Annotated in this window: 18 protein-coding genes; 11 read left to right on the top strand and 7 right to left on the bottom strand. The window is 65.5% G+C overall.

Annotated elements, in window-relative coordinates; genetic code table 11:
- Positions 1–26: 26 nt before the first annotated feature.
- Positions 27–2756 carry a S8 family serine peptidase gene (locus LWC34_RS24495; RefSeq protein WP_233727482.1) on the bottom strand — a complete coding sequence of 910 codons (2730 nt, stop codon included), beginning with the start codon at positions 2754–2756 and terminating at the stop codon, positions 27–29.
- A 22-nt stretch (positions 2757–2778) separates the two neighbouring features.
- Between LWC34_RS24495 and LWC34_RS57080 the strand changes: the two genes are divergently transcribed.
- Entirely contained in the window at positions 2779–2910 is a 132-nt protein-coding gene (locus LWC34_RS57080; RefSeq protein WP_284051642.1) for a hypothetical protein, read from the top strand.
- 378 nt (positions 2911–3288) lie between these two features.
- Positions 3289–4461, top strand: a complete 1173-nt coding sequence (locus LWC34_RS24490) for a phytase (protein ID WP_233727481.1) — start codon at positions 3289–3291, stop codon at positions 4459–4461.
- Between the two features lie 95 nt (positions 4462–4556).
- On the opposite strand, the gene LWC34_RS24485 is transcribed toward LWC34_RS24490, so the two are convergent.
- From LWC34_RS24485 to LWC34_RS24475, 3 genes are all read right to left on the bottom strand, one after another.
- Entirely contained in the window at positions 4557–5825 is a 1269-nt protein-coding gene (locus LWC34_RS24485) for an IS110 family RNA-guided transposase (RefSeq protein WP_233723845.1), read from the bottom strand.
- Positions 5826–6093: 268 nt separating this feature from the next.
- Positions 6094–6861, bottom strand: coding sequence for a putative hydro-lyase (locus LWC34_RS24480; protein WP_233727480.1), 768 nt, complete (start codon positions 6859–6861; stop codon positions 6094–6096).
- The gene (locus tag LWC34_RS24475; protein ID WP_233727479.1) at positions 6858–8111 is read right to left on the bottom strand and encodes an MFS transporter; all 1254 of its coding nucleotides are present in this window, start codon (positions 8109–8111) and stop codon (positions 6858–6860) included. The genes LWC34_RS24480 and LWC34_RS24475 overlap by 4 nt, the downstream gene beginning before the upstream one ends.
- Before the next feature lie 77 nt (positions 8112–8188).
- Between LWC34_RS24475 and LWC34_RS24470 the strand changes: the two genes are divergently transcribed.
- The 6 genes from LWC34_RS24470 (at position 8189) to LWC34_RS24450 (ending at position 15595) form a co-directional block, all read left to right on the top strand.
- Positions 8189–8881, top strand: coding sequence for a GntR family transcriptional regulator (locus LWC34_RS24470; RefSeq protein ID WP_233727478.1), 693 nt, complete (start codon positions 8189–8191; stop codon positions 8879–8881).
- A 112-nt stretch (positions 8882–8993) separates the two neighbouring features.
- Entirely contained in the window at positions 8994–9761 is a 768-nt protein-coding gene (gene imuA' / locus LWC34_RS24465; protein ID WP_372496578.1) for a DnaE2-dependent mutagenesis accessory factor ImuA', read from the top strand.
- A 712-nt stretch (positions 9762–10473) separates the two neighbouring features.
- Positions 10474–10671 (top strand): hypothetical protein, encoded by a 198-nt coding sequence (locus tag LWC34_RS24460; protein ID WP_233727477.1) that lies wholly within the window; start codon positions 10474–10476, stop codon positions 10669–10671.
- A 438-nt stretch (positions 10672–11109) separates the two neighbouring features.
- On the top strand, positions 11110–12654 hold the full coding sequence (locus LWC34_RS24455; protein WP_233728866.1) for a DNA polymerase Y family protein: 1545 nt from the start codon (positions 11110–11112) through the stop codon (positions 12652–12654).
- Between the two features lie 362 nt (positions 12655–13016).
- Positions 13017–13139, top strand: coding sequence for a hypothetical protein (locus LWC34_RS57075; protein WP_284051641.1), 123 nt, complete (start codon positions 13017–13019; stop codon positions 13137–13139).
- Positions 13140–13204: 65 nt separating this feature from the next.
- Positions 13205–15595, top strand: a complete 2391-nt coding sequence (locus tag LWC34_RS24450; RefSeq protein ID WP_233727476.1) for a YcaO-like family protein — start codon at positions 13205–13207, stop codon at positions 15593–15595.
- A 175-nt stretch (positions 15596–15770) separates the two neighbouring features.
- On the opposite strand, the gene LWC34_RS24445 is transcribed toward LWC34_RS24450, so the two are convergent.
- Together LWC34_RS24445 and LWC34_RS24440 are read right to left on the bottom strand one after the other, a co-directional pair.
- Positions 15771–16550, bottom strand: a complete 780-nt coding sequence (locus tag LWC34_RS24445; protein WP_233727475.1) for a helix-turn-helix domain-containing protein — start codon at positions 16548–16550, stop codon at positions 15771–15773.
- Between the two features lie 196 nt (positions 16551–16746).
- Entirely contained in the window at positions 16747–17490 is a 744-nt protein-coding gene (locus LWC34_RS24440; protein WP_233727474.1) for a hypothetical protein, read from the bottom strand.
- A 106-nt stretch (positions 17491–17596) separates the two neighbouring features.
- On the opposite strand from LWC34_RS24440, the gene LWC34_RS24435 reads away from it, so the two are divergent.
- The 3 genes from LWC34_RS24435 (at position 17597) to LWC34_RS24425 (ending at position 22825) form a co-directional block, all read left to right on the top strand.
- A complete protein-coding gene (locus tag LWC34_RS24435) occupies positions 17597–20905 on the top strand; it encodes an error-prone DNA polymerase (RefSeq protein WP_233728865.1) in 3309 nt (1102 codons plus the stop codon).
- 310 nt (positions 20906–21215) lie between these two features.
- A complete protein-coding gene (locus tag LWC34_RS24430; protein WP_233727473.1) occupies positions 21216–22355 on the top strand; it encodes a reverse transcriptase family protein in 1140 nt (379 codons plus the stop codon).
- Positions 22356–22372: 17 nt separating this feature from the next.
- Positions 22373–22825, top strand: a complete 453-nt coding sequence (locus tag LWC34_RS24425) for a universal stress protein (RefSeq protein ID WP_233727472.1) — start codon at positions 22373–22375, stop codon at positions 22823–22825.
- Here LWC34_RS24425 and LWC34_RS24420 read toward each other — a convergent pair.
- Complete coding sequence (locus tag LWC34_RS24420) at positions 22822–24732, bottom strand: TNT domain-containing protein (protein ID WP_233727471.1); 1911 nt, start codon at positions 24730–24732, stop codon at positions 22822–22824. The two genes, LWC34_RS24425 and LWC34_RS24420, sit on opposite strands and share 4 nt — an antisense overlap.
- Between the last annotated feature and the right edge of the window lie 3 nt (positions 24733–24735).

Here is a 24735-nt window from a genome sequence, read left to right as displayed (position 1 = left end):
GAACACGGCTAACCACTCACGAGGGTTTACCTGAGCAGGAACGCGCGATAGGTGGTCTGTTCGACCCCGTTTCCTTCCGTATCCTTCGCGGTTGCCCTCAACGACACCGTGTCCGCCGTGCCCGGATGCGACACAACGGTGAACCACTTGCCGTTGAAGTTCGCCACTGGCGCTGTCTTCCAGGTCAGGCCGTCGTCATGGGAGACCTGCACTGACAAGGACCGCACCTGTCCGCCGGAGTTGTGGTCGATCTGAACCGGGATCACAGTCGGCACAAGCCGGGAAACCCGTTGCCGGGCATCCACATGAGGCGCGAACCGCACGGCCATGAGCGGCAACGCTTCCTGTGAAGTCGTTGTCCCCGAACGGAACGTCCAGTCCACGACGACCTTGGTCGAAACCTCAGACGGGTTGCTCGCCTCGGTGTGCAGCCGGAACTGGCCATCCCCGGCGGGCACGGTGTGCAAACCGTAGCCGGACCAAGGTTCGGTGCCGATCTGTTCGCCGTTGCGGTACAGGGTCGTTGACCCCGTGTCGTTCGAATAGCCGACCCTGCGCGGATCCGGGTCCGCGAAGAGGCCCATGCTGAACAGCATCACATCGCCCGCGCGGGCTGCCGACGTGTTGACCGTGTTCGGCAGTGGCACGAAAGCGGGACCGAAAACCCCGAAGTTCCACCGTTCGGTGACAGCCTGCCCTGCTTTGAACGACCGACGTACCTGGAAGTTCATCGACGACTGAACGCTCCCGTCAACGCCGTACTGAGCAAACTTGCTGTACCACGGGAAATCCGGCGTGAAGAATTCATCCAAAGTGTACGGAAGCGGCCGGGTGACGAAATCGTCACGTCGGCCGAAGCTACCCGCTGCCGTGATCCCGTGCTCGGACCGGACCTTGGCAAGCTGACCGTCCCGCACAGTAACCATCAGCGAAGCGGGAACACGGCCGTCGATATCGGTACGCAGGTTGTACATGTAAGGACTGGTTGTGAAGCCGCCATTGCCGTCTGGTTCGGCCATCCGTGCTTGCGTCGCGTAGGTGAACTGACCAGGCGCGGCAGCAGTTTCGGACGGCATGACATACACGCCGTCGAAGTTCGGCCATATGAAACTGGAGCCGGTCCCGCCCTGCCAAGTGGTCTTACGCAAGAACGCGAAGTACGCCGAACCAGTCTTTGCCCCAGGTTTGTCCACAATGTACCCAATGGGACGGGCCTTCCTGGCGTCGAGAACCAATGCCCTGTTCCCGGCGACGACGAACTCGGGTTCCATGTGCAGGTTGAGCCGAGTCTGCGCACTGCCGGAGCCACCGTCGACAAAGTACCGGCCCTTCGGCAACCGGGCCACGGGCGAACCCGTCGGGTTGTCTGGGATGAAAGCCCTGGGCACATCGATGTCAACGAACCGAATCGACGACTCAGGAGTCAGGTTCCCGTTCTCGTCAAGGAACTTCACGGCAACGTCATAGCTCTCGACCTCACGGTTGACAGAGATGGGCGTACGAACCCCGCCCGCCTCGACTACGCCGCTGTAGATCCCATCAGGGCCATTCACGCGAGTGTCGATCGTGACAACGACCTCGGCCGCACCACCGGCAGGCACGGTCAAAGTGGCAGTCGAAACAGTGAACATCCCAGCGGGAGCAGGATTTCCGCTAGGGTCACGCACCAAAGCGGAAACCCCGGCAGACACCGGAGTCGAGCCGGAATTGTGGTACTTCAAGGTTTTCCGGATCGGCTCGTCGTCATTGTGCGGCCACAAAGCCACACCAGCGCTGACGCTAGCCGGAGAAGAACGCAGCGGCTGCTTGACAGCCTTGGCCACGTCAAGCCGACCGGCGCCCTGCTCGAACACAGTCAACGAAGGATGTGGCTTGGCGCTACCCATCAGCGCGGACTTGAGTTCGGCGGCAGCCCAGGAGGAGTGCGTTGCCGCCAGGATCGCGGCAGCCCCAGCGACGTGCGGCGCGGCCATCGATGTGCCGGACAGCCGGACGTGCGTGGGATCCACAGGCGTGCCGATCCGGCCGTGAGTAGCCTTCGCGGCCGCGATATCCACGCCAGGCGCGGTGATATCGGGCTTGATCGCGTTGTCGGTCCAGCGCGGCCCACGGCTGGAGAATTCGGCGAGATTGTCGCTGTGATCAACCGCGCCGACCGTGAGCGCCGCGTCCGCGGCGGCTGGACTTGGCGGCATGCCGCCAGTGTTGCCCGCGGCGACAACGAACAGTGAACCCGTCTCAGCCGTCAACCTGTTCACGGCCTGGGACAGCGGATCGGTGCCGTCGCTTGGCATCGAACTGCCAAGGCTCATGTTGATCACGTCGGCGCCCTGCGTGGCCGCCGCCCACTCCATTCCGGAGATGATCCACGACTCCTGACCGGACCCGAAGTCGTTGAGCACCTTTCCGTTCAACAGCTTGGCATCCGGCGCGACACCGCGATACTTCTCGTGCTCACCGGTGATGATCGAGGCAACATGCGTCCCATGCCCGTCACGGTCGTCGGCACCACTGGCGGAACCAGTGAAATCCTGCGCGCCAACGACAGCGCCAGTCAGATCGGGATGTGTGGCGTCGATGCCGGTGTCCAGCACGGCCACAGTGGCGCCTTTGCCGGTGTGCCCGGAATTCCACGCCTCCGGTGCACCGATCTGCGGGATGCTCTTGTCCAGGGACGCCCGAACCGGGCCGTCCAGCCAAATCTTTGTCCGCGGTCGCGAATGTCCGCAGCCCAGCAGCCTTGTCCACGCGGACAACGGATGCGTTCAGGCTCGGCAGATGGCGTTCCTTCGCGAGGCCGACACCGCCGCTCACGATCAACGGGATGTCGGGCCGCGTCTTGTCGTCGTATCCGTTGTCGATCAGCTGCGTGACGTTGAACAGCCGCTGATCGAGCTTGTCCGCGCGTAAAAGCGGTCGTACATCCTCAGGGATCACGTGGATGTCGCCGCGTTCGTCGGTGTGGAAGGAGAAACGCGTCCCCTCGCGCCCTTTACCTGCGAGCACAGTGACTCCGTGCTCACCGTCGAGAACAACCTTGTCCCCAGTGAACAACGTGACCGCACGGTCTGGTGATGCTGCGCCGGTGACCGGAGCGGCGGTCGCCGTCCCACTCACCGGAACGGCGAGACCGCAAGCCACTAGACCAGCCAACAGAGCTGTGGCAGAACGTTTGTGACTCATGCACTCACACTTGCCATATGACGCCAGTTTGTGGCGTCCTCCGTTAGGAGGATTCGACGTCTGCTGTTAGGCAGCCGTTCACAGTCGGCGGGAAGGATTCCTGGAATGCGTAGAGTCCTGCTCTTAGTGCTCGTGACGATGCTTGCCGGGCCATCAGCGTTCGCGGCCGGTCCTCCGGTGGTCAAGGCACAGGTTGAGACGCCTGGCCTGTTCGACGACGAGGAAGGCGGCAACGCGGACGCCGACGACCCGGCGATCTGGGTGAACGAGCGCGATCCCGGCCGGAGCATCGTGGTCGCGACCGCCAAGGAGGGCGGGCTGCACTCGTACCGCCTGGACGGCACGCAGATCCGGCACGTCCCCGCGCCGCCGCGACCAGGCCCTGAACACGCGCCGGGCCGGTTCAACAACGTCGACATCGTCGGCGATCTGGCCATCGTGTCCGACCGCGGCCGTGACCACATCCGGTTCTACCAGGTCAACGGGCTTGTCGACGTGACGGCGCCGGACGTTCCTTTTGTCTTCAACAGCACCCAGTCCGAAGTGGACGAGCAGAAGACGGCTTATGGCCTGGCGGCGTGGAATTCCGATGGCGCCACCTATGTCCTGGTCAGCCGTCGGTCGACGACCCAGGTCGCGCTGCTGAAAGTCGAGTCGCGCGGTGGGATGTACAGCTACCGCGTTGTCCGGAAGCTGGATCTGCCAGCGTCCTTCACTTTGCCGAACGGCACGACGTGGCAGCCGTGCGACGAGCCTGGGGTGCTGCCGCAGGTCGAAGGCATGGTCGTGGACTACCGGACCGGAACGTTGTACGCCGGTCAGGAAGACGTTGGCATCTGGCGTATCTCCGCCAATCTGACGGGTCGTCCGGTGCTGATCGACAAGGTCCGCGAGTTCGGTGTGCCTGGCAGTTATGACCCTGCGACCGAGGAATGCGTTCCTGGCAAGGATCCTGGCTTCGGCGGCAAGCACATCTCGGCCGATGTCGAGGGTCTGACCATCCACTATGGACGTAACCTGCTGCTGGCATCGAGCCAGGGCGACAACACGTTCGCGGCCTACGACCTGCCAGGCAAGTACAAGACGTCGTTCCAGATCAAGCTGGGTGACGACCTGGTGCAGGAAAGCGACGGCGCCGCGGTGATCGGCACCGGCCTCGGCCACCGGTTCCCGCACGGACTGCTGGCCGTGCAGGACGGTGACAACGCCGGTGAATCAAGGGAAAGCACCAACTTCAAGTTCGTCCGCTGGGACGATGTGGCACGTCAACTCTCGTGAGTGGTTAGCCGTGTTCTGATCCGAAAATCGATGGTGAGTGGGCAGGCCGAAGGCACCCGGCGTAGCGCAGCGGAGCCGGGTTGGTAGTTGGGTTGTCAGGCCGCGGGTTCGAGGGTGACGCGATAGCCCAGAGCGGCCAGTTGGCTGATGTGGTTGCGGACCTTGCGTTGAGTGTTGGTGTGCTGGACGAAGTAGTCGGCGCCGAGGTCACGGAACCGGGCGTTGGGGTCGGATAACAGGTGCCACATGATCACGAGAATGGAACGGCCGACCGCGACGATGGCCTTCTTGGCGCCACTGCGGCGAGCGATGCGCCGGTAGCGTTCGCCGAGAAAAGTGTTGGTCCTGCTGGCGGACACTGCGGCCTCGCCCAGGATTCGGGCCAGGTAAGGGTTGCCGTGCCCGGTGGCAGCTTTGCCTTTCTTCTTGCCGGCCGACTCCGACACCCCGGGAGCGAACTTGGCCCAGGAACACAGGTGGCCCGGAGTTGGGAAGCGTGCCATGTCCAGCCCGATCTCGGCGATGGCTACCTGGGCGGCGGTGCGCCCGACGCCGGTGATCTCATCAAGCTGGTCGACCGCTGTGGCGAAAGGGGCGATCAACTCCTCGATCGCGGCATCCACTCGGGCGACGTCAGCGATCCCGGCATCCACCCGGGCCAGCATGGTCGACAACAGGAACGCGTGATGATCGGTGAAAAACCCGGTGAACGCCTCTTCCAGCCTGCCGATCTTGCGCCGCATCGAGGTGCGGGCCAGCTGCGCGAGTACCTTCGGGTCCCGCTGCCCGGCGACCAGCGCGGCCAGCATGGCCCGGCCGGACACCCCGAAGATGTCCGAGACCACCACCGAGAGCTTGATCTGGGCATCTTCCAGGAGCTTTTCCACCCGCTGCTTCTCCGCGGTGCAGACCTCGACCAGGTCACGCCGATACCGGGTCAGATCCCGTAGCCGGCGGATCGGTGACGGCGGGACAAAACTGGGCCGGATCATCTGCCGCTCGGCCACCTTGCACAACCACACCGCGTCCAATCGATCCGTCTTCGGCCGGCCGGGCAGATGCTTGACATCGCGGGCGTTGACCAGCCAGGTCTCGAACCCGTGCGCCTCCAACAGGTAGAACACCGGCTTCCAATAGTCCGATGTGGACTCCATGACCACCCGGGTCACGCCCAGCCCGGCCAGCCGATCAGCCAGCACCAGCAACGACCGGGTCATCGTCGAGTACGGCCGGACCTCCTGCAGCCGCTTACCCGGACGCGCCTCATCGGGCACCCGGACACAACACATCACCTCGGCCTTACCGATATCCAACGCGGCCACCCGCGCGATGATCTCCTCGTTGTCCTGTGTCTGCTCCAACATCGGCCTCTCCCCGAGCGTCCGGCGGGGCGGCTACCCGCGGGAGCCCAGGCAACAACGAATCTGATCCGCGTGCTCGAAGCAACAATCAAGGGCCCACCAAGGGCTCCCAGCGTCCGACTAACGCACGGCCTTCACAGACCATAGAGACAACGACGTCAGCGGGCAGCCAACACCGATTTTCACCCCTCAACGGGCGTCTTCACCAGAGGACAGACTGACTAACGCGTGTTCTAACGCGGCTAACCACTCACGACCCCCACCCTGGGATTCAGGCGATCCGGTAGGACTCGTCCGGAACGTCCGTGATGAACATGTGGCCGGGCGAATGCGTGATCGCGAACGGCGGACACGAGGTCATCAGCGCGGCCTGCGGGGTCACCCCGCAGGCCCAGTACACTGGAACGTCACCGGGCGCCGCGTCTACGGCGTCCCCGAAGTCCGGTGTGGACAGATCCTTGATGCCGAGCCCGCCGGGATCGCCGACGTGCACGGGCGCACCGTGCACGTCCGGCATCCGGCTGCTGATCGTGCTGGCCAGCTTCACCATGTCGGCGGGGATCGGCCGCATCGACACCACCATCGGCCCGCGCAACCGGCCGGCAGGCCGGCAATCCCGGTCGGTGATGTACATCGACACGTTGCGCCCCTGCTGCACGTGCCTGAGCGGGATTCCCGCCGCGGTCAAAGCGTGCTCGAACGTGAAACTGCAGCCGATCAGGAACGCCACCAGGTCCGAGCGCCACAGCCGGGCCGCGTCGCGCACCTCACACACCAGCTCGCCGTTCTCCCACACCCGGTAGCTCGGGATGTCCGTACGCAGGTCCGCGTCGGGCGCCAGCGAAGTGCTTGTCACGCCAGGGTCCGTGACGTCCAGGATCGGGCACGGTTGACGATTCCGTTGCGCGAAAAGGAGAAGGTCGTACGCCCAGTCACGCGGGACCGCGATCAGGTTCGCCTGCGTGTACCCAGGCGCCCAGCCGCTCGTCGTCGAGACTGTCCCGCCCCGGAAGGCTTTCCGGGCTTGGTCCGGGGTCATGTCAGCTCCCTTCCCACGGTTTCCGGCAGCCACAGCAACGCGACAACCGCGATGCCGTACGCGACCGCTCCGAACACCATTGCACCACCAACCCCCCAACTGGTGGCGAGGAAACCGACCAGGGTTGGGAAGAGCGCGCCGACCGCGCGGCCGAAGTTGTACGTGAAGCCCTGGCCGGTGCCGCGCAGCGCGGTCGGGTACAGCTCAGCGAGGAACGAGCCGAACCCGCTGAAGATGGCCGACGCGGAGAAGCCGAGCGGGAAGCCAAGGAACAGCACCAAAGTGTTGGCGCCTTCGGGAATGTTGATGTACCCGATGATCAGCGCGGCGGACAGCACCGCGAAGAGCGTGAAGGTTTTCTTACGCCCCAACCGGTCGGTGAGGTAGCCACCGGTGACGTACCCGATGAAGGCACCCGAGATGAGGAATGCCAGGTATCCACCGGTGCCGACGACCGTCAGGTTCCGTTCGTCCCTGAGGAATGTCGGCAGCCACGTGGCCAAGGTGTAGTAGCCACCTTGCACGCCGGTTGCCAATAGCGCGGCGAACAACGTGGTCTTGGTCAGCTCGCCTTTGAAGATCGCCGCGAACGAGCCACGGCTCTTGTTGGCCTGACGTTGTTCGGTGACGTGCGGCGCGTCGGTGACGTTGCGCCGGACGTACCAGATCAGGACTGCTGGCAAAGCGCCTGTCCAGAACAGGATTCGCCACGCGATGTCCGGGTCGGCGATGCTGAACACGATCGTGTAGACGATCACCGACAGGCCCCAGCCGACCGCCCACGCGCTCTGGATGAACGCGACCGCGCGGCCGCGGTACTCGGGTTTGGCGTATTCGGCGATCAGAATGGCGCCAGCGGCCCACTCGCCGCCGAAACCGAGGCCCTGGAATGCCCGCAGGACAAGCAAAGTCTCGTAGTTAGGGGCGAATCCGCACGCCACCGTGAAGACCGCGTACGTGATCACCGTGATGATCAGGGTGCGGACCCGGCCGATTCGGTCGGCGAGGATCCCGGCGACCGCGCCACCGATCGCCGACACCACCAGGGTGACCGTGGTCAGCAGGCCTGCTTCCGGCCTGGTGAGGCTGAAGTACGCGGTGATGGCCACCATGCCGAGCGGCAGCACCTGGAAGTCGTAGGAGTCGAGGCCGTAGCCGCCGAACGCGCCGACAAAGGCGCGTTTTCCCTGCTTACCGAGCGACCGGAACCACTCGAACGGCCTGGCTTTGTCCTGGGTCGTCGTGCTCATCGGCACCTCCCGAGGATTCAGTGAGTGTGTTGACTGTAAGGATCGTTCAACAATCCTTCAAGAGGTAAGATGGGCGAATGTCGCTCGAAACGTCCGGACTGATCGCCGATCGAGCACTGCTCAGCCGGACCAGCACCGCCGAACGAGTCGCTGACGTGCTGCGGACGCGGATCAGCGAAGGCTTCTTCACACCAGGCACGCGGCTGGCCGAAGACGCGATCGCCAGCGCGCTTGCCGTCTCCCGCAACACTTTGCGTGAGGCCTTCCGGCTGCTGACGCACGAGCGCCTGCTGACTCATGAGCTCAACCGTGGCGTGTTCGTCCGAGTGCTGACTACCGACGACGTGATCGACATTTACCGCGTGCGCAAGTTCATCGAGTGTGCCGCGGTCCGTGACATGACAGAACCGCCTGCCGGGTTGGATGCACTCCTTGCCGCCGTGTCCGATGGTTCGGCGGCGGCCGAGCAGTCCGATTGGCGTGCGCTCGGCACCGCGAACATCCGGTTCCACCAGGTGATCGCGTCGTTCGCGGGCAGCCCGCGGGTCGACGAGATCATGCGCGGCATCCTCGCCGAGCTGCGGCTGGTGTTCTACGTGATGGAGGACCCGCGCTGGTTCCACGAGCCGTACCTGGTGCGCAACGGCGAGATCGCCGCCCGTGTCCAGCAGGGCGATGGAGCGGGTGCGGCAAGCATGTTGGCGACATATCTGAACGACGCGGAAAGCCAGCTAGTGGGCGCATATTCAACCCACAACCCATCAGAGTGACCCGCCTTGCGGTCCGCGGCGAAACCCCGATAAGCTAACCTCAGCGCTCGAACAAATGTTCGAGACGCGCCGGCTCCCCACGGCGGTCGTTCGGTGTGCGGGAGGTGTTCCGGTGTCAGGGTCGGCAGTGACGAGAGCGGCGTCGCTGAAGTCCGTGGCCATGCCCAACGGGGTGGGGGTGGCCAGCGGCCTGACCCTGACATCGGTCGATCGGGAACGAGTGCTGCCGGTGCCCCGAGCACTGGCCGGGCTCTTCCCGTGGGGTGGCTTGCGGCGTGGCAGCACAGTGGCGGTACGCGGGTCCGTCACTGTGCTGCTCGCGCTGCTCGCCGAAGCCACGGCCGGCGGGTCGTGGGCGGGGGTGATCGGCATGCCTCGATTGGGGGTCGTGGCCGCGGCGGAGCTTGGTGTCGCCGTGTCCCGCTTGGCGCTGGTTCCCCGCCCCGGGCCCGACCTGCCAGCCGTGGCAGGCGCACTGTTGGACGGAGTGGACATCGTCGTCATAGCGGCGGCCGGAAGACTGCAAGAGTCCCACGCCCGCCGCCTGTCAGCGCGCGCCCGGCATAGAGGAGCAGTCCTGATCCCCTTTGGCCCCTGGCCAGGCGCCGACCTGGAACTGGCACACGTCCAGTCACAGTGGACAGGCCTGCAAGACGGCTACGGCCATTTGTATGCGCGGGAGATGACCGTGTCCGCCCGTGGCCGAGGCTCGGCGGTCCGACCGATCACGACAACGGTTTACGTTGGCCCAGAAGGCCTTTCCGAACAACCGATCCCCAGCCTGACCGAAACCATGTGGCCCCACCAAGAAGAGAAGGCATCCCGCCCCATCGAATTGGCCGCAGTAGACGGCGTGGCCCGGCGAACCAGCAAGGCTTAAGCCACATGGTCATGGATGAACGGCACCGATGTCGGTTTGCCTGTAGCTCGCCGTGGATGAAGCGTGTCAATGTCGGCTTGCCGTAGCCCGCTGCGGATGAACCGTGCCGGTGACGGCTTGCCGTAGCCCGCCATGCACCAGCGGCACTGGTGCACTTTGTCCACCATGAACCAACGATGACCGTGCCCGCCAGGCCGAGCCCCACGCCTCAGTACTTCAGCATCTCCGTACCTCAGCACTTCAGTACATGCTGAGCCACTGACATCCCGCGTGGCCCTCGAACCTGAACACAACGACGCCATCCGCAACCATCGCCCGTGTCCCCGTGCATCGCACCTGAATAGATCGTCGCCATCACCAAGGCTCCACGCCCAGCATCGCCACCGAACATGCGACGCCATCCTCAACCGGAGCCCAAGCCCGCATTGCAGCCGAGCAACAACGCTCCCCCCGAGTCATGCCCACGCCCGCCATCGCGACCGAGCGCAACGATGCCAGCCCCGGTCGGAGCCCATGTCGGCGTCGCAACCGAACAAATGCCGCCATCCCAACCAGCGCCCATGCGGCATCTCCCATCGGAATCCAAGAACGACAGCCACGCTTGGCCTGCCGCCCACGAGCCGGGGCAGACCGGTCAGGAATCAAGAAGCATCACCTCCCAGCCGGAACTAGCGTGACAGCAACAAAAAGGCCCTGCACCAAGGAGGTTCCGATGAGCTGGAGCAAGCAAATCCGACAAGGCCACCGGTGGTTCTCGATGTTCTTCGTGGCAACCGTCATCATCACCACAGTCGTCGTCGGAGTCGGCGCGGAGACCAGCTGGGTCGTCTATCTTCCGTTGCTCCCACTCTTCTTGCTCCTGTGCAGCGGCCTGTACATGTTCGTCCTTCCGTACCGCACCAAGAAATAAACAACCTCGCTGTTCGAGGTGACGCAAAACCCACAGCCGCAATCACGGTGTCAGCGCTAGGTGGTGTGCCATCGGACGTCCTGACGCGTATCCGTGTGACACCTGGGGCGCCTGGGTTTTGGCGAGGTCCTCAGCTCCACACTGGACTCGCCGACGTGGTTCTGGTGAGGACCGAAAGGGACTTGACCAACCTGACTTGGTTGTCCCGGCGGCAGATTCTGGGCGATGGCCCGGCGTCAGTCTGCCAGGCTCGCGGTCGGGTATGGACTGTTGCTTTCCGTGCTGTCATTGGGTTTGCTGAGTATCAGGTTTCTCGTCGTACCGTGGCCGTCCGGTCCGATGTGGCCGATCATGACGGTTGAGCGGCCGATCAGGAAACACCTACCTGATCGAGTGATTGACGTACAGATAATCCGAACCTATGTTCGAATCATGCGCATGCTAGTGCTCTGGTGCCCGGACTGGCCGGTGGTGGCGGCCGCGTCGGGTGCCGGGCTGTCCTTGACGATTCCCATGGCAGTGGTGGCGGCCAACCGCGTGGTCGCCAGCTCGGCCGTGGCGAGGGCGGAGGGCATCCGGCGGGGCATGCGCCGCAGAGAGGCGCAGGGCCGGTGCCCTGAACTGGTCGTGTTCGAGGACGACCCGGTTCGGGACGCGCGGCTCTTCGAGGCGGTCGCGGCGGCGGTGGAGGAGCTGGCTGTCGGCGTCGAGATCGTCCGGCCGGGGTTGGTCGCTGTGCCCGCGCGGGGGCCGGCTGGCTACTTCGGTGGTGAGGAGGCGGCGGCCGAGCGGCTGATCGATCAGGTCGCCGACCGGGCCGGGGTGGAGTGTCAGGTCGGTGTGGCCGACGGCCTGTTCGCCGCCACCCTGGCCGCGCACCGGGGATTAGTGGTCCAGGAGGGGCAGAGCGCGCAGTTCCTGGCGCCACTGGCGGTGAACGAGCTGCAGCAACCAGGTGGTCCGGACCGCACAGAGCTGATCGATCTGTTGCGGCGCCTGGGATTGCGGACCCTCGGTGCGTTCGCCGACGTCACCGAACGCGACGTGGCCACCCGGTTCGACGCGGGCGCGGTCCGGGCGCACCGATTGGCCCGAGGGCTGGACGAACGGCCACCGTCCAGACGAAGACCACCGCCGGATCTCTCGATCAGCACCGAACTCGACCCACCGGTCGAGCGGGTGGACGCGGCTGCCTTCGTGGCCAAATCCCTCGCCGAGCGATTACACGCGGGCTTGGCCGCGCACGGGCTTGCCTGTACCCGCTTGGGAATCTACGCGCGCAGCGAGCGGGACGAGGAGCTCGGGCGGGTGTGGCGGTGCGCGGAACCGTTGACACCCAACGGGATCGCCGACCGCGTGCGTTGGCAGTTGGATGGCTGGTTACGTGTCGGCGGGCCGACCGCCGGTATTCGAACACTGTGGCTTGAACCAGAGGAGGTAGTCGAAGGCAAAGCACTACAACTGGATCTATGGCGAGGCGAAGGGCACGCCGAAGCCGCCGAGAAGGCCGGCCGGGCGATGGTCCGCGTGCAAGGCTTACTGGGCCCAGAAGCCGTGTGCACGCCGGTCCTCGGCGGCGGGCGCGATCCCGGCGAGCGTGTGCGGCTGGTGCCGTGGGGCGAGGAACTCACCCCGGCGGCCGACCCCGACATGCCTTGGCCAGGGCAGCTTCCGGCGCCATCACCCGCGGTCGTGTTCCCCGACCCGGTCCCGGTGACCGTCTTTGCCGAGTCTGGCGAGCCTGTGCACGTCACCGACCGCGACATGCTGACGGCCACGCCCGCCACGGTCGGTGTCAACGGCGGCGCCCCGCGTCCGGTGACGGCCTGGGCTGGGCCGTGGACCGCGAACGAGCGGTGGTGGACCCACGCCTCGACTTGTCAAGCCCGGCTCCAGGTCCTGATCGGCGCCGAGCCGCCGCAGGCTGCCCTGCTACTTGGCTACCGGCAGGGGAAATGGGCGGTCTACGCCCACTACGACTGACCATTGTCCAGTCACTCCGCGCTGCCATTTGACAGCGAACGTTCACTTTTGTGACACACGATTGTCTTTCCCGGCCGTGCATTGCGGAGGCAATCGGACAAATCGACGGACATTTCTCGCCGTCCGGTCGAGTGTCATATTTATTATACGGTCGATGGAATTCTCGATACGTGAGATTGGAGATCGGTCGCGCACGTTGAAAATCGTCGGATCGGATGAATCGATGAATTCGGGTCGACTGACCAAAAGTCGCCACCACCTTGACGTTTGCCCTGGGCGAGGAGTCTATTCGTAGGACGAATGCTCGTGTTCGCATTCGCCGGGAAATGTCCCGAACGGAAATGTGAAAGGGAGTGGATGTCATGGGTGGAGCGCAGGATCTGGTCGGCTGGGATGTGTCCGAGCTGAAGCTGGGCGAGGCCGAGCGTCGAATTCTGGCCGAGCTGGCAAAGACCGGCAAGACCCCGGTTACGCAGGAGGACTGAGACCATCGTGGCCGCCGAGCGTGACTGTCGCGCACTCGGCGACCACGCCTCGATCGGGAGTTGTCATGTCCACATTTGTCAGTCCCGTCGGCGTGCAATTCGGCGAACGTGACGCGTCGCTGGCCGACGCCTGGCAGCACGGTCTCGCCGCAGCCGCTGAACTCGGCCTGACCGTCCATGTGCGTCCCGTCCCCGCAGAGGAACCCGGTGCCTGGCGTTGCACGCTGTACCGCGACGGCGACCCGGTGGGTGTCGGCTTCGGCGAAGGCCAGGCAGACGTCGCGGAAGTCGGCGCGCTCTACGAAGCGCTGGAACACCACGTCTTCTCCGCCGTCCCGGACAGTCCACAAGCCCGCACCGCGCACGAAGTCGGAGACACCCAAGACGCCGCGCTCGCCTTGTTGCTCGAAGGCCCGGACGAGCCCGTCAGCTGCATCCAATACCGCTCGCTGATCACCGGCGACGAACGTGACGTTCCACTGTTCCTGTTCAACCCGAACTACCTGAACGATCCCAACGAGACCTACGACTACACCGCGCTGAGCCGCTACTCGTGCAACGACGGCTGGGCCGCGGGCACAACCGCGACCGAAGCCATCGTGCACGCCTTGAACGAGGCGATCGAGCGCGACGCGATGTCCCTGTTGCTGATCGACCAGTTCCTGGCGGCGCACCCGCACCCCTTGCGCGTGGTCGACCCGGCCACGCTGTCTGCAGACCTGCACGACCTGTGGTTGTCGGCACAAACCCAGCTCAGCAGCCCGGTGTGGCTGCTCGAAATGCCGTCCGACCTCAGCGTGCCGGTCTTCTGGGCGTACACACCGGTCAAAGAACCTGGCCAGCCCCCAATGGTTCGCGGCAGCGGGGCTTCGCTCTCGTGGCGGTGCGCGATCGAGCGAGCATTGACCGAGTTGATCCAGAACCACTCGATCGCCAAGACCGAGCCGGAACTACTTGCCCCACGCCGAGTCTGGACCGAGTCGTACCCAGCACTGCACCAAGCTCATCTCGCCGACTTCACCGAGCGGCTGGTGACCGCCACAGTCGTACCGTTCATCGACTCCGTCGCGCCGGACACGCCACAAGGGCATCTCGTCACCTTGGTGGAACTCCTGCGGAGCAGAGGTTTCGACGTTCTGGTGTGGGAGCGTTACGTAAGCAGGCACTTGGCTGTGCTGAACGTGTTCGTCCCTGGACTTGAGCGGTTCGACATGGTCACCACCGACGGTCAGGTGGTCGTCCCTGGCCCGCGCGGCCGTGCGCTGCTCCGGACCGGACAAGCCGGTGAACGAGTGACCACGCTCGACCGAGCAGCCAGTCACGGATGGGCCGCAGTCGCCGAACTTGGCCTGACCGCCGAAATCCACCCCGTGCCCCACGACGATCCAGTCGCGTGGCACTGCAGGCTCTACCGCGACGAACGCCCCACTCAATACGGAATGGGAACCGGCAAAGGCGCACCAGAAGCCGCCAAAACCGGCGCGGTCTTCGAAGCCCTCGAACACCACATCAGCCTGCAATCACCATCCCAAGACCAGGTCGTGATGCGCGCGGCGAAGGACATCGTCGTACAGGACGCAGGCCGCACAACCGCGCTCACGCTGCTCAGTGACGGCGAGGTCGGTTGCGCCCGTTACGTTTCACTCGTCAACGGCGCCTCAAGGAATGTGCCACTATTTCTGTCCATTCCGGACTATGAAGACTCATACGACTACTCGACCGTCGCCAGGTACTCGTCAAACAACGGCTGGGCCGCAGGAGTAGACGTCGTCGAAGCAATCGTGCACGCGATCAACGAAACGATCGAGCGCGACGCGATGTCACTACTGCTCATCGAGCAGTTCCTGACCCCGTCGAAAGCATTGCGAGTGCTAGACACCCGCACGCTGCCGACTGACCTAGCGCAGTTGCACATCGAAGCCGAGGCCCGCCTGAAGCAACCAGTCTGGCTGCTGGACATGACAACAGACCTCGGAGTGGCGGCCTACTGGGCATACACCCCCGCCGCAGCGGGACAGCCAGCCACAATCAGAGGCTGCGGTGCATCACTGTCAGCACACTACGCCGTCGAACGAGCACTGACCGAGCTCATCCAACTGCACACCACGGCACGCCACAAACCAGACCTGATCCCGAAAAGCGCAGTGTGGACAGAGCCATACCCGGCGCTGCATCGCTGCTATCTAGCGGACTTCAGCACACGCATGACTGAGGCCCGCGAAGTCGCCTTCGCCTCGCCACCGCATCCCGCAACCCCACAGGGACACCTCGACACGCTGGTACACCGGCTGAGCAGGCACGGGTGCGACGTCTTGGTCTGGGAACGGTACGTCAGCGCGAATTTGGCTGTGCTGAACGTGTTCATCCCCGGCGCGGAGAACTTCATGGCAGTGACCGATGGCCAAGTGGTCATCCCCGGCAGGAGAGGAAGAAGGCACATGGCCGCGGCACATTGACGGCGGAGAAGGCCAGGGTTGAGCCGATAGATGGTGGCGACGGACAGAGGGTAGCTAGTTGGCTGAGGTGCCAATGGCGCAACGGTTCGATGGTGGTGGAGCCAGAGTTGGGTGGTGCCAAGGGTTCGATGGCGGTGATGGATTCGGAGTCGGGTCGCTAGGCGGCCCGTGACTGCTACTCCTTCATCGCTGCCATGAACCAGGTCAGGGCCGGACCGAGGGGGTCTGGCCGTGGCCAGCCATTCACCGTGGCCACCAACTCCATGTACCTGTCCCGCCGCGCGTCGTTGAGAATTTCCAACTTCGCCACCAACTCCCGGCGCGGACCATGGGCTTTCACGATCCTCGTTGCGATCGCGACTGCTTCGGCCGAGTCTGGCGCGAGATCCAGGTCTGCCTGGTCACGGACCATGGCCGCGGCATCCGGCCGGAGTGGTTGGTCACGGTAGTACCCCGCGATCCGGCGCATCCTTGCCTGAAAATCTTTGTCCTCCGCCAAAATCGCCAGTTCCAGCCAGGCTTCGAGCTGTGCGGCCGATGGGGTTGCGGGGAGCTGGGGAGTCAGGGTGACCGCCACCCCGGGGGCCAAATCCAGTGTTGCCGCGAACGACACCACCGTGGCCAGTGACTTCAGCGCCGCGTGCTGGGCTTGCAGGGTACGGATCTGTTCCGCGATCGCTTCGGCTTGCTTTTCCGCTGCTTCGGCCAAGGGGGTCTCCTGGGTCAGGATCTTGTGGACGGTGCGCAGATCCATACCGAGCGCGCGGAGTTCTCGGACTAGTTCGAGCCGCGCCCTGGCTTCCGGTGAGTACTGGCGGTGGCCGGCTGGGCTTCGGTCTGTCGGCGGGACTATGCCGCGGTCCGCGTAGAAACGGATCGCTTTCACCGTCAGGCCGGTTCGGCTCGCCAGCTCTCCGATCGTGTAGCGCACTCCGCCACTCTCCGACCTCCCCATGGGGGAGACTCAAGCACATTCACCACAAAGGGCGGTCGTGCTCGGCACGACCGCCCTTTGACTTGACCAAGGTGACCCGTAGGGACATACTCGAACACATGTTCGAGAACTTCTCTTCACTGTCCCGGTCCGACCGGGACATGGCCCAGGATCTGCTGGCCGAGCTGATCCCGGCGCAACGCCGACCGATGGATGATCAGCCGCGGAAGTTCTGGGGCCCCGGTCCTGGTGGTGGCGGGTATCCCGGTCCGGCCGACGCCGACTTGAAATAGGCGTTCGACTCGGGCTGGAACAGGAAGTACATCGTCGCGGCGAGCGCGGCGAGCTGCACGATCAGCACGATCAGCAGCACCGCGCCGAACCCGCCAAGGACCGTGAACAGCAGGCCGACGCCGAACAGCGCGATCAGGCCGAACAGCAGGCCGAGGCCGGTGAGGATCGCCAACACGATCCGTGCCCACTCGGCGCCGTTGCGCATCATCACAGCGAGCACGAACAGGCCCGCCGCGATCAGGACGCCAAAGACGATCGAGCCGCCGTTGTAGAAACCGCCGTAGTAGCTGGAGAAGCCGATCGCGTAGATGATGTTGTAGAGCGCGCTGAAAACCGCGCCACCGCCGGCGAGCAGGAACGCCCAGATGACGCTCTTGGGCGTCGGCAGCGTCGGCCGGGTGCTCCCGGCGCCCCAGTTCGCACCGATACCGGTGAACTTCTGGGCGAACGCGGGGATTTCCGGTGTCTTCCTGCCCGCGCCTGGCTGCTGGTAGTTGCCGTAAGGCTGCTGCGGCTGGCCGTAAGGAGGCTGAGGCTGGCCATACGGCGGCGGTTGCTGGCCGTAGGGCTGATGCGGGCCGCCGTGAGGCTGCCCTTGACCTTGCTGGCCATACGGGTTGCCGCCGGGTTGGCCCGGCTGGTACGGGCCCTGCGGGTGCTGAGTCACGGCTGGACCGTAAACGCGTGGAACGTTGCGAAAAAGGGGTCTTGTTCCCAAGTGGACCAAAGTCTGCCCGGTTGGGCAGTTGCCTTATTACCCGAAAGGCGGCGAGATGGGCTGGAACAATCCACCCGTCCGATGGTCGGATCTTGAGCGGGCCTTGTCCGGCAAGCCTTTCCAGACCGGCGACGGCGGCGACAGTCCAGCGTGGACACATCACCGTGAGCGGTACACGCTCCCGCCGGGCTTCCAGTTGCCTGGCGCGACCGACCATCCCGGTGGTGCGGAACGGGTGCCATATGCCGAACTGCACTGCCACTCCAACTTCAGCTTCCTCGACGGCGCCAGTCATCCGGAGGAGCTCGTCGAAGCGGCCGCGATCCAGGGCCTCGAAGCGATCGCGATCACCGACCACGACGGCATGTACGGCGTGGTCCGGTTCGCTGAAGCCGCGAAAGAACTCGGTGTCCGCACGGTTTTCGGCACCGAACTGAGCCTCGGTCTGCCCGCGCCGCAGACCGGTGTGCCGGATCCGGTCGGTGAGCACCTCTTGTTGTTGGCGCGCAGGTTGGACGGATACACAGCGCTGTGCCGTGCGATCAGCGCCGGGCAGCTCAACGGTGGGGAGAAGGGACGTCCGGTGTACGACATCGAGCAGGTCATCGATGAGACCAAGGACCAGTGTGTCGTGCTCACCGGTTGCCGCAAAGGAGCCGTGCGCCGCGCGCTGGACACCGAAGGCCCGGTCGCGGCGGCCGGGAAGCTCAAGCACCTCGTCGACATGTTCGGAAAAGAGAACGTTTTCGTCGAACTGACCGACCACGGCATGCCACAGGACAGTTTCCGCAACGACATCCTCGCTGGGATGGCAGCGGAATTCGGCCTGCCGACAATCGCGACGAACGCCGTGCACTACGCGCACCCCAACCGCGCCCGGCTGGCCGCGGCCATGGCTGCCGTGCGGTCGCGGAAAAGCCTGGACGAGATGGAGGGTTGGCTTCCGCCCGCGACCGCGTACATGCGATCTGGTGCGGAGATGAAAGCGCGGTTCGACCGGCGTTATCCCGGCGCGGTCCAACGGGCTGCTGTGCTCGGCGTGGACCTGTCGTTCGACTTAGCTTTGGTGGCGCCGAAACTGCCGCCGTTCGATGTGCCGCCAGGGCATACCGAGGATTCGTACCTGCGGTATCTGACCTACACGGGTGCTGCCCGCCGCTACGGCCGCTCAGACGAGAACCCCAAGGCGTACGCGCAGATCGACCACGAGCTCAAGGTGATCGAGGAACTCGGGTTTCCCGGGTACTTCCTGGTGGTCTGGGACATCGCCCGGTTCTGCCGGGAAAGCAACATCCTCTGCCAGGGCCGTGGATCGGCGGCGAACTCCGCGGTCTGCTACGCGTTGGAGATCACCGGCGTCGACGCGGTCGCCCACAACCTGTTGTTCGAACGGTTCCTCGCACCTGCCCGAGACGGCCCGCCGGACATCGACCTCGACATCGAGTCCGATCGCCGCGAGGAGGCGATCCAGTACGTCTACAAGAAGCACAATCGTTGGCGTGCGGCACAAGTCGCGAACGTGATCACGTACCGGGCCAAGTCGTCGGTCCGGGACATGGCGCGGGCGCTCGGCTATTCAGCGGGGCAGCAGGACGCGTGGAGCAAGCAGATCGACCGCTGGGGCCCCGTGAAGTCTACAGTGGACGAGAACGACCACGACATCCCCGATGTCGTACTCGAACTGGCCAACGAGATCGAAGGTTTCCCACGGCACCTCGGCATCCACTCCGGCGGGATGGTGATCTGCGACCGGCCGGTTGGTGAGGTCTGCCCGATCGAGTGGGCCAGGATGGCCGATCGGTCCGTCCTGCAGTGGGACAAGGACGACTGCGCGGCCATCGGGCTGGTCAAGTTCGACCTGCTCGGCCTCGGCATGTTGTCCGCGCTGCACTACGCGATCGACCTGGTCCGCGAATACGAGGACAAAGAGGTGGACATCGCCAACCTCGACCTCGGCGACCAGAACATCTACGGGATGCTCCAAAAAGCCGATTCGGTCGGCGTGTTCCAGGTGGAAAGCCGCGCGCAGATGGCCACGCTGCCACGGCTCAAGCCGCGGGTGTTCTACGACCTCGTGGTGGAAGTCGCGCTGATCAGGCCAGGCCCGATCCAGGGCGGCTCGGTCCATCCGTACATCCGCAGGCGCAACAACCTCGAACCGGAAGTCTACGAGCACGAGCTGCTGAAACCGGCGTTGAAGAAAACCCTTGGCGTGCCGTTGTTCCAGGAACAGATGATGCAGCTCGCGGTGGACGTCGGCGGGTTCGACGCGGCCGAGGCCGACGAGCTGCGCCGCGCGATGGGCGCCAAGCGGTCCACGTACCGGATGGAGCGCCTGCGCGACCGGTTCTACGAAGGCGCGGCGAAAAACGGGATCACCGGCGAGCTGGCCGAACGGATCTACACGAAGATGCTGGCGTTCGCGAACTTCGGCTTCCCGGAAAGCCACGCGCTGAGCTTTGCGTACCTGGTCTTCGCCAGCTCCTACTTCAAGTACTACCACCCGGCGGCGTTCTGCGCGGCCTTGTTGCGTGCCCAGCCAATGGGTTTCTACTCGCCGCAGTCCCTGGTCACCGATGCCCGCAGGCACGGCGTGGAAGTACGCGGCCCGGACATCAACGCCAGCCTCCCGCACGCGACCCTGGAACGTACCGACGAAAAGCCCGCTGTCCGGCTGGGCATCGGCACAGTGCGGACCATCGGCCAGAAACTCGCCGAGATGATTGTCAAGGAACGACAGGCAAACGGGCCGTTCACGAGCATGACCGATCTGGCCAGGCGCGTCCAGCTGACCACGGCTCAGGTCGAAGCGTTGTCGACGGCAGGCGCCTTCGGCTGCTTCAAGATCAGCCGGCGGGCGGCCCTGTGGTCCGCCGGTGCTGTCGCAGGCGACCGGCCAGACCGGCTGCCAGGAACAACCGCGACCGCCGACGCGCCAACGCTGCCAGGGATGGACGCGGTCGAGCTCGCGGTGGCCGACGTATGGGCCAACGGCCTGTCGCCGGACAGTTTTCCGACCCAGTTCGTCCGCGAACACCTCATCGAACTCGGCGCGTTACCAGCGGCCGCATTGTCCAATGTGGCAAACGGAACCCGCGTGCTGATCGGCGGCGCCGTGACACACCGGCAGCGCCCGGCGACCGCGGGCGGCGTGACATTCCTGAACATCGAAGATGAAACCGGCATGGTGAACGTGGTGTGCTCGCCGGGCTTGTGGGCCCGCTACCGCCGGGTGGCGCGGGGCAGCTCGGCCATGCTGGTGCGCGGGATCGTCGAGAAGGCCGAGGGAGTCATCAGCCTGCAGGCCGATCGGCTGCAGAATCTGGATCTCCGCATCCCTTCCAAGTCACGGGACTTCAGGTAAACCCTCGTGAGTGGTTAGCCGTGTTCTAACACGTGTTCTAACACGGCTAACCACTCACGAGGGAAGTAGTCCCATGCGGGCACGTCGCCGTAGCCACAGTGGACGATCGCGTCTCGGTAGTCGGTCTGGCGCGCGGCTTCTATTGCGGCTGCGGAGATTCGTTCGTACGGCATTACCTGCGGATGGCGCCCCACGCGCGTCGGCACACTCCGTGTACGCACGGGCACGCGGATATCGCGAGAAAGAGTCACTCCGTGTCGCCACATCCGCTCTCGGCGGTCCGTGGACCCAGCCTGACATCGCGACACGGTTGAGCACGCTGTACACCGACCCGGCCGCCGCCGAGCTGATGGCAGACCTGTTGCTACAGCACAATCCTCGCCGGCCGTTCGGCGATGGCGGTGAGCTCGCACGGCAGATCGCCGCGTTCCCGCCACTGCCCGAACCACCGGCGCCTGAGCCGCCGAAACCCAAGCGATCGCTTGATCTGCCAGCACTGCTGGACGTCACACTGTCCGAATTGGACTGGCTGGCCGACGCGAAAGGCTGGAACAAGCGTGCCGCGCAACCGTTGTGGCACTATCGATCCCGGTGGGTCGGCACGTCCACCGGCGGCCTGCGGTTGATCGAAGCACCCAAACCCCGGCTGGCCGAAGCGCAGCGGCGGCTCGTCCGGCACCTCGACCTGCCCGTGCACGACGCCACACACGGTTTCCGGAAAGGACGGTCCGCGGTCACGTATGCCGCGCCACACGCCGGGAAACCGTTGGTGATCAGGACGGACCTTGAAGGGTTCTTCGCCTCGGTCACCGGCGCGCGTGTCCGTGCACTGCTGTACGAGTACGAGCAAGCGGTGGCTCTGGCCGGTCTGCTGACCACCAGGACTCCGCTCCAAGTCATCCGTACCGCGCCGGAAACGGAGGGTGATCCCGGCGTCCGGCGGAGATTGTTGGCGCACCTGGCACATCCACACCTGCCGCAAGGCGCGCCTTCGTCGCCCGCGGTCGCGAACGCCGTGGCGTACCGGCTCGACTGCAGACTCCACGGCTTAGCGAAAGCACTGGGCGCCTGCTACACGCGCTACGCCGATGACCTGGCATTCTCTGGCCCGCAAACGCTTCCGTTACACCGCTTGCTTCCTGGCGTCGCGAAGATCACGCGGGACGAAGGCTTCCGGATCCGCCCGGACAAGACCTCGGTCACCGGCCAGCACCAGCGGCAGAAACTTGCCGGGCTGGTCGTCAACAACGCACCCGCCGCGCCACGCGCGGAGTACGACGCGCTGAAAGCGTTGCTGCACAACTGCGTCAGGACCGGACCGCAGGCACAGAACCGAGCTGGGCACCACGATTTCCAGGCTTACGTCCGCGGCCGGATCGAGTGGGTAACGGCAGGTCACCCGGTCAGGGGCGCCAGGTTGCGCGAGCTGTACAGCCAGGTCACCTGGTAGTCCCTTACGATCCCGGTGTGGCCGAGGGCGAAGCCGATTTCGAGATCGGTAAGGACGGCTTGACCGTGATCGTGGTGGGCGTCGACGGCAGCCCGCCGTCCTTGCACGCCGCCGCGTGGGCCGGTGGCCTCGCCCGGCGTGAGCGGGCCAAACTCGTCCTTGTCTACGTCGAGCCGATCGCCAGTCCGGCGTACTGGACCGCGATGGGTATGGCGGGCGCGACCGAGGCCGCGACCGCGTTCGTCGACGAGATCCGCCGTGAGGCCGCGGCCTACCTCGACCACGCCGGAATCGCGTGGGAACTCGTGCACTATCGCGGCGACCCGGCGCACGGCCTCGAAGCCATCGCCGAGGAGCGACGCGCCGACTGCATCGTCGTCGGCCGCTCCCGGCACGGCGGTGGCCTGGTCGGTTCGGTGCCCAAGATGCTGGTCAAGGACGCCAAACGACCGGTCGTTGTCGTTCCCTAGGTCAGCGGAGGCCGTTCGCGGCCGGGGACCTCGACCAGGTAGCCGTCCTCGATCAAGTCCTCGACGGCGTGCGGCAGCAGGAACGCGGTCCCGCCACCCGGCTGCTCGAACCACGGGATCGCGACGCCGGTCAGCACCTCGACCGGCTGCTGCACGCGGTAGACGCGGTACTCCCGATTCACCCAATCAGGCACCAGTGACCGCAGCGGGAACGGCGTGCCGACGGCGTACACCAGGTTGCCGTCGCCTTCACCGAACCGGTCGATCTCGGTGCCTGGATGCAGTTCGATCATCCGCTTGCCACGGAACAACGTCAGCGGTGGCTCGCCGTACAGCGGCTGGATCGGCCAGTCCTGCGGGCGAGTCTCCGTCATCGCGTTGCCGCCGCCACCGCGGTTGGGCGCGGGCAGCATCGCTGTGGAGTTGCCCACCTCGGGCGGAGGCGCGGCTGGCACGGATACGGGCTCACGCTCGTTCGTGTCCTCCAACGCGGACAACGACGGCAACGCGAGGACCGTCCGTGCGGCCAGGTCGTCCTCGTCCGGGACCACAGGTGGCGGTGGGGGCGGCGGTGCCACAGGAGGAGGCGGTGGTGGTGGAGGCGGCGCGGCTGCTGCCGGAGCGGGCTCCGGCAGCGCGGGCCGAGCCCCTTCCAGCAGGACCTTGCCAAGCAGGAACGCCGTAGCGTCGCCCACATCCTCGAAGTGCGACGGCGTGACGTACTGATCTTGTTCGTACCAGCCGACGCGCCAGCCTTCGTCCACCCGCTCGAGGTTCCAGGTTCGCTCGACCGGCGGACCGATCCGGTACGCCGACTCCGGCACACCAAGATCAGCGAACTTCGCCCGGACCGCGTTCAACGCGGGACCTGGGGAAGCGGGGGCGGGCACGGCCGGAACCCCGGGCACGGTCGGCGGCTGCGGGACAGCCTCGACGAGAGGGGGCGCGACCGGAAGTGGCGCGGGAGGCGCAGGCGGGGGTGGTGGCGGAGGCGGTGGCGTGGCCGGACGGCCAGGCGGAGGCGGCGGAGCGCCCCGGTTGACGACCGCGGACGCCTCAGCCAACGTCGCCTCGTCGACCTCGGGCAGCTCAAAGCCCTGCCTGCGGATGTGCGTGACCAGGTCAGGCTCGGGGCTCACGCCGTACGTGCGCAGGTAGTAGTTCACCGACGCTGGCCAGATCCACGTGCCGTCGGTGTGGAACGCGATCGGCACCGAGTTGCGGCCCTCGGGGTCCAGCCGGTCGACGTCGTAGCCGCGGCTGGACATCGCCAGCGGCCCGTCGTCCAGGTAGGCCAGCATCGCCTCGGTGTCCAGCTCGTCGATCTGCGGCCGGTTCACGATCGGCCGGCCCTGCGGGCCCATGCCGTCGAACGTCCTCGCGACGCGGAAGCGCTGCCGCTCGAAACCAGCAGGCTCGAAACCACCCGGAGGGGTGGGGTTCGGCGGGATCACCGGGGGCGGCGGCGGTGGTGGTGGCGTGGCAAGCCGCCGTGCGAGCCATTCGGGGATGTTCTCTTCGTCACGCGGGAACATCTGCAGCTCGTCCGGATACGCCGGGTGCGGCGGCGGGGCGTCCCACTGCGGCTCGTCGCGGTCGTACTCCAGGTTGTAGCTCGACGGCCGGTCCAGCTGGTAGCGCGCGTTGAACCAGGTCCCTCTGCCGTCGCGGTACATACCCGCACGAAGGCGCGCGAACAACGCGGCCATGTCCGGGGACACCGTCCACGGCCTCGAGTCCTCGTTCTCGCTGGTCAGTTCGGCCGACATCTCGTGATAGCGGCCAACAGCCCGGTAGTGCACCTGTACCTGCTGCCACTCCGGCGGTGCGGCCCGCAGCAGCGCCAAGCCGATCTGCTTGACCAAGGTGTCCTGCTCGGTCGGATCCAGCTGGGTCGGTTGCGTCACGTC

It is taken from the genome of Kibdelosporangium philippinense (genome assembly GCF_021390435.2).
In the GTDB taxonomy this organism is placed as follows: Bacteria; Actinomycetota; Actinomycetes; order Mycobacteriales; family Pseudonocardiaceae; genus Kibdelosporangium; species Kibdelosporangium philippinense.
Note: the sequence above shows the minus strand (reverse complement) of the source record. Positions and strands in the feature narration are given on the sequence as shown.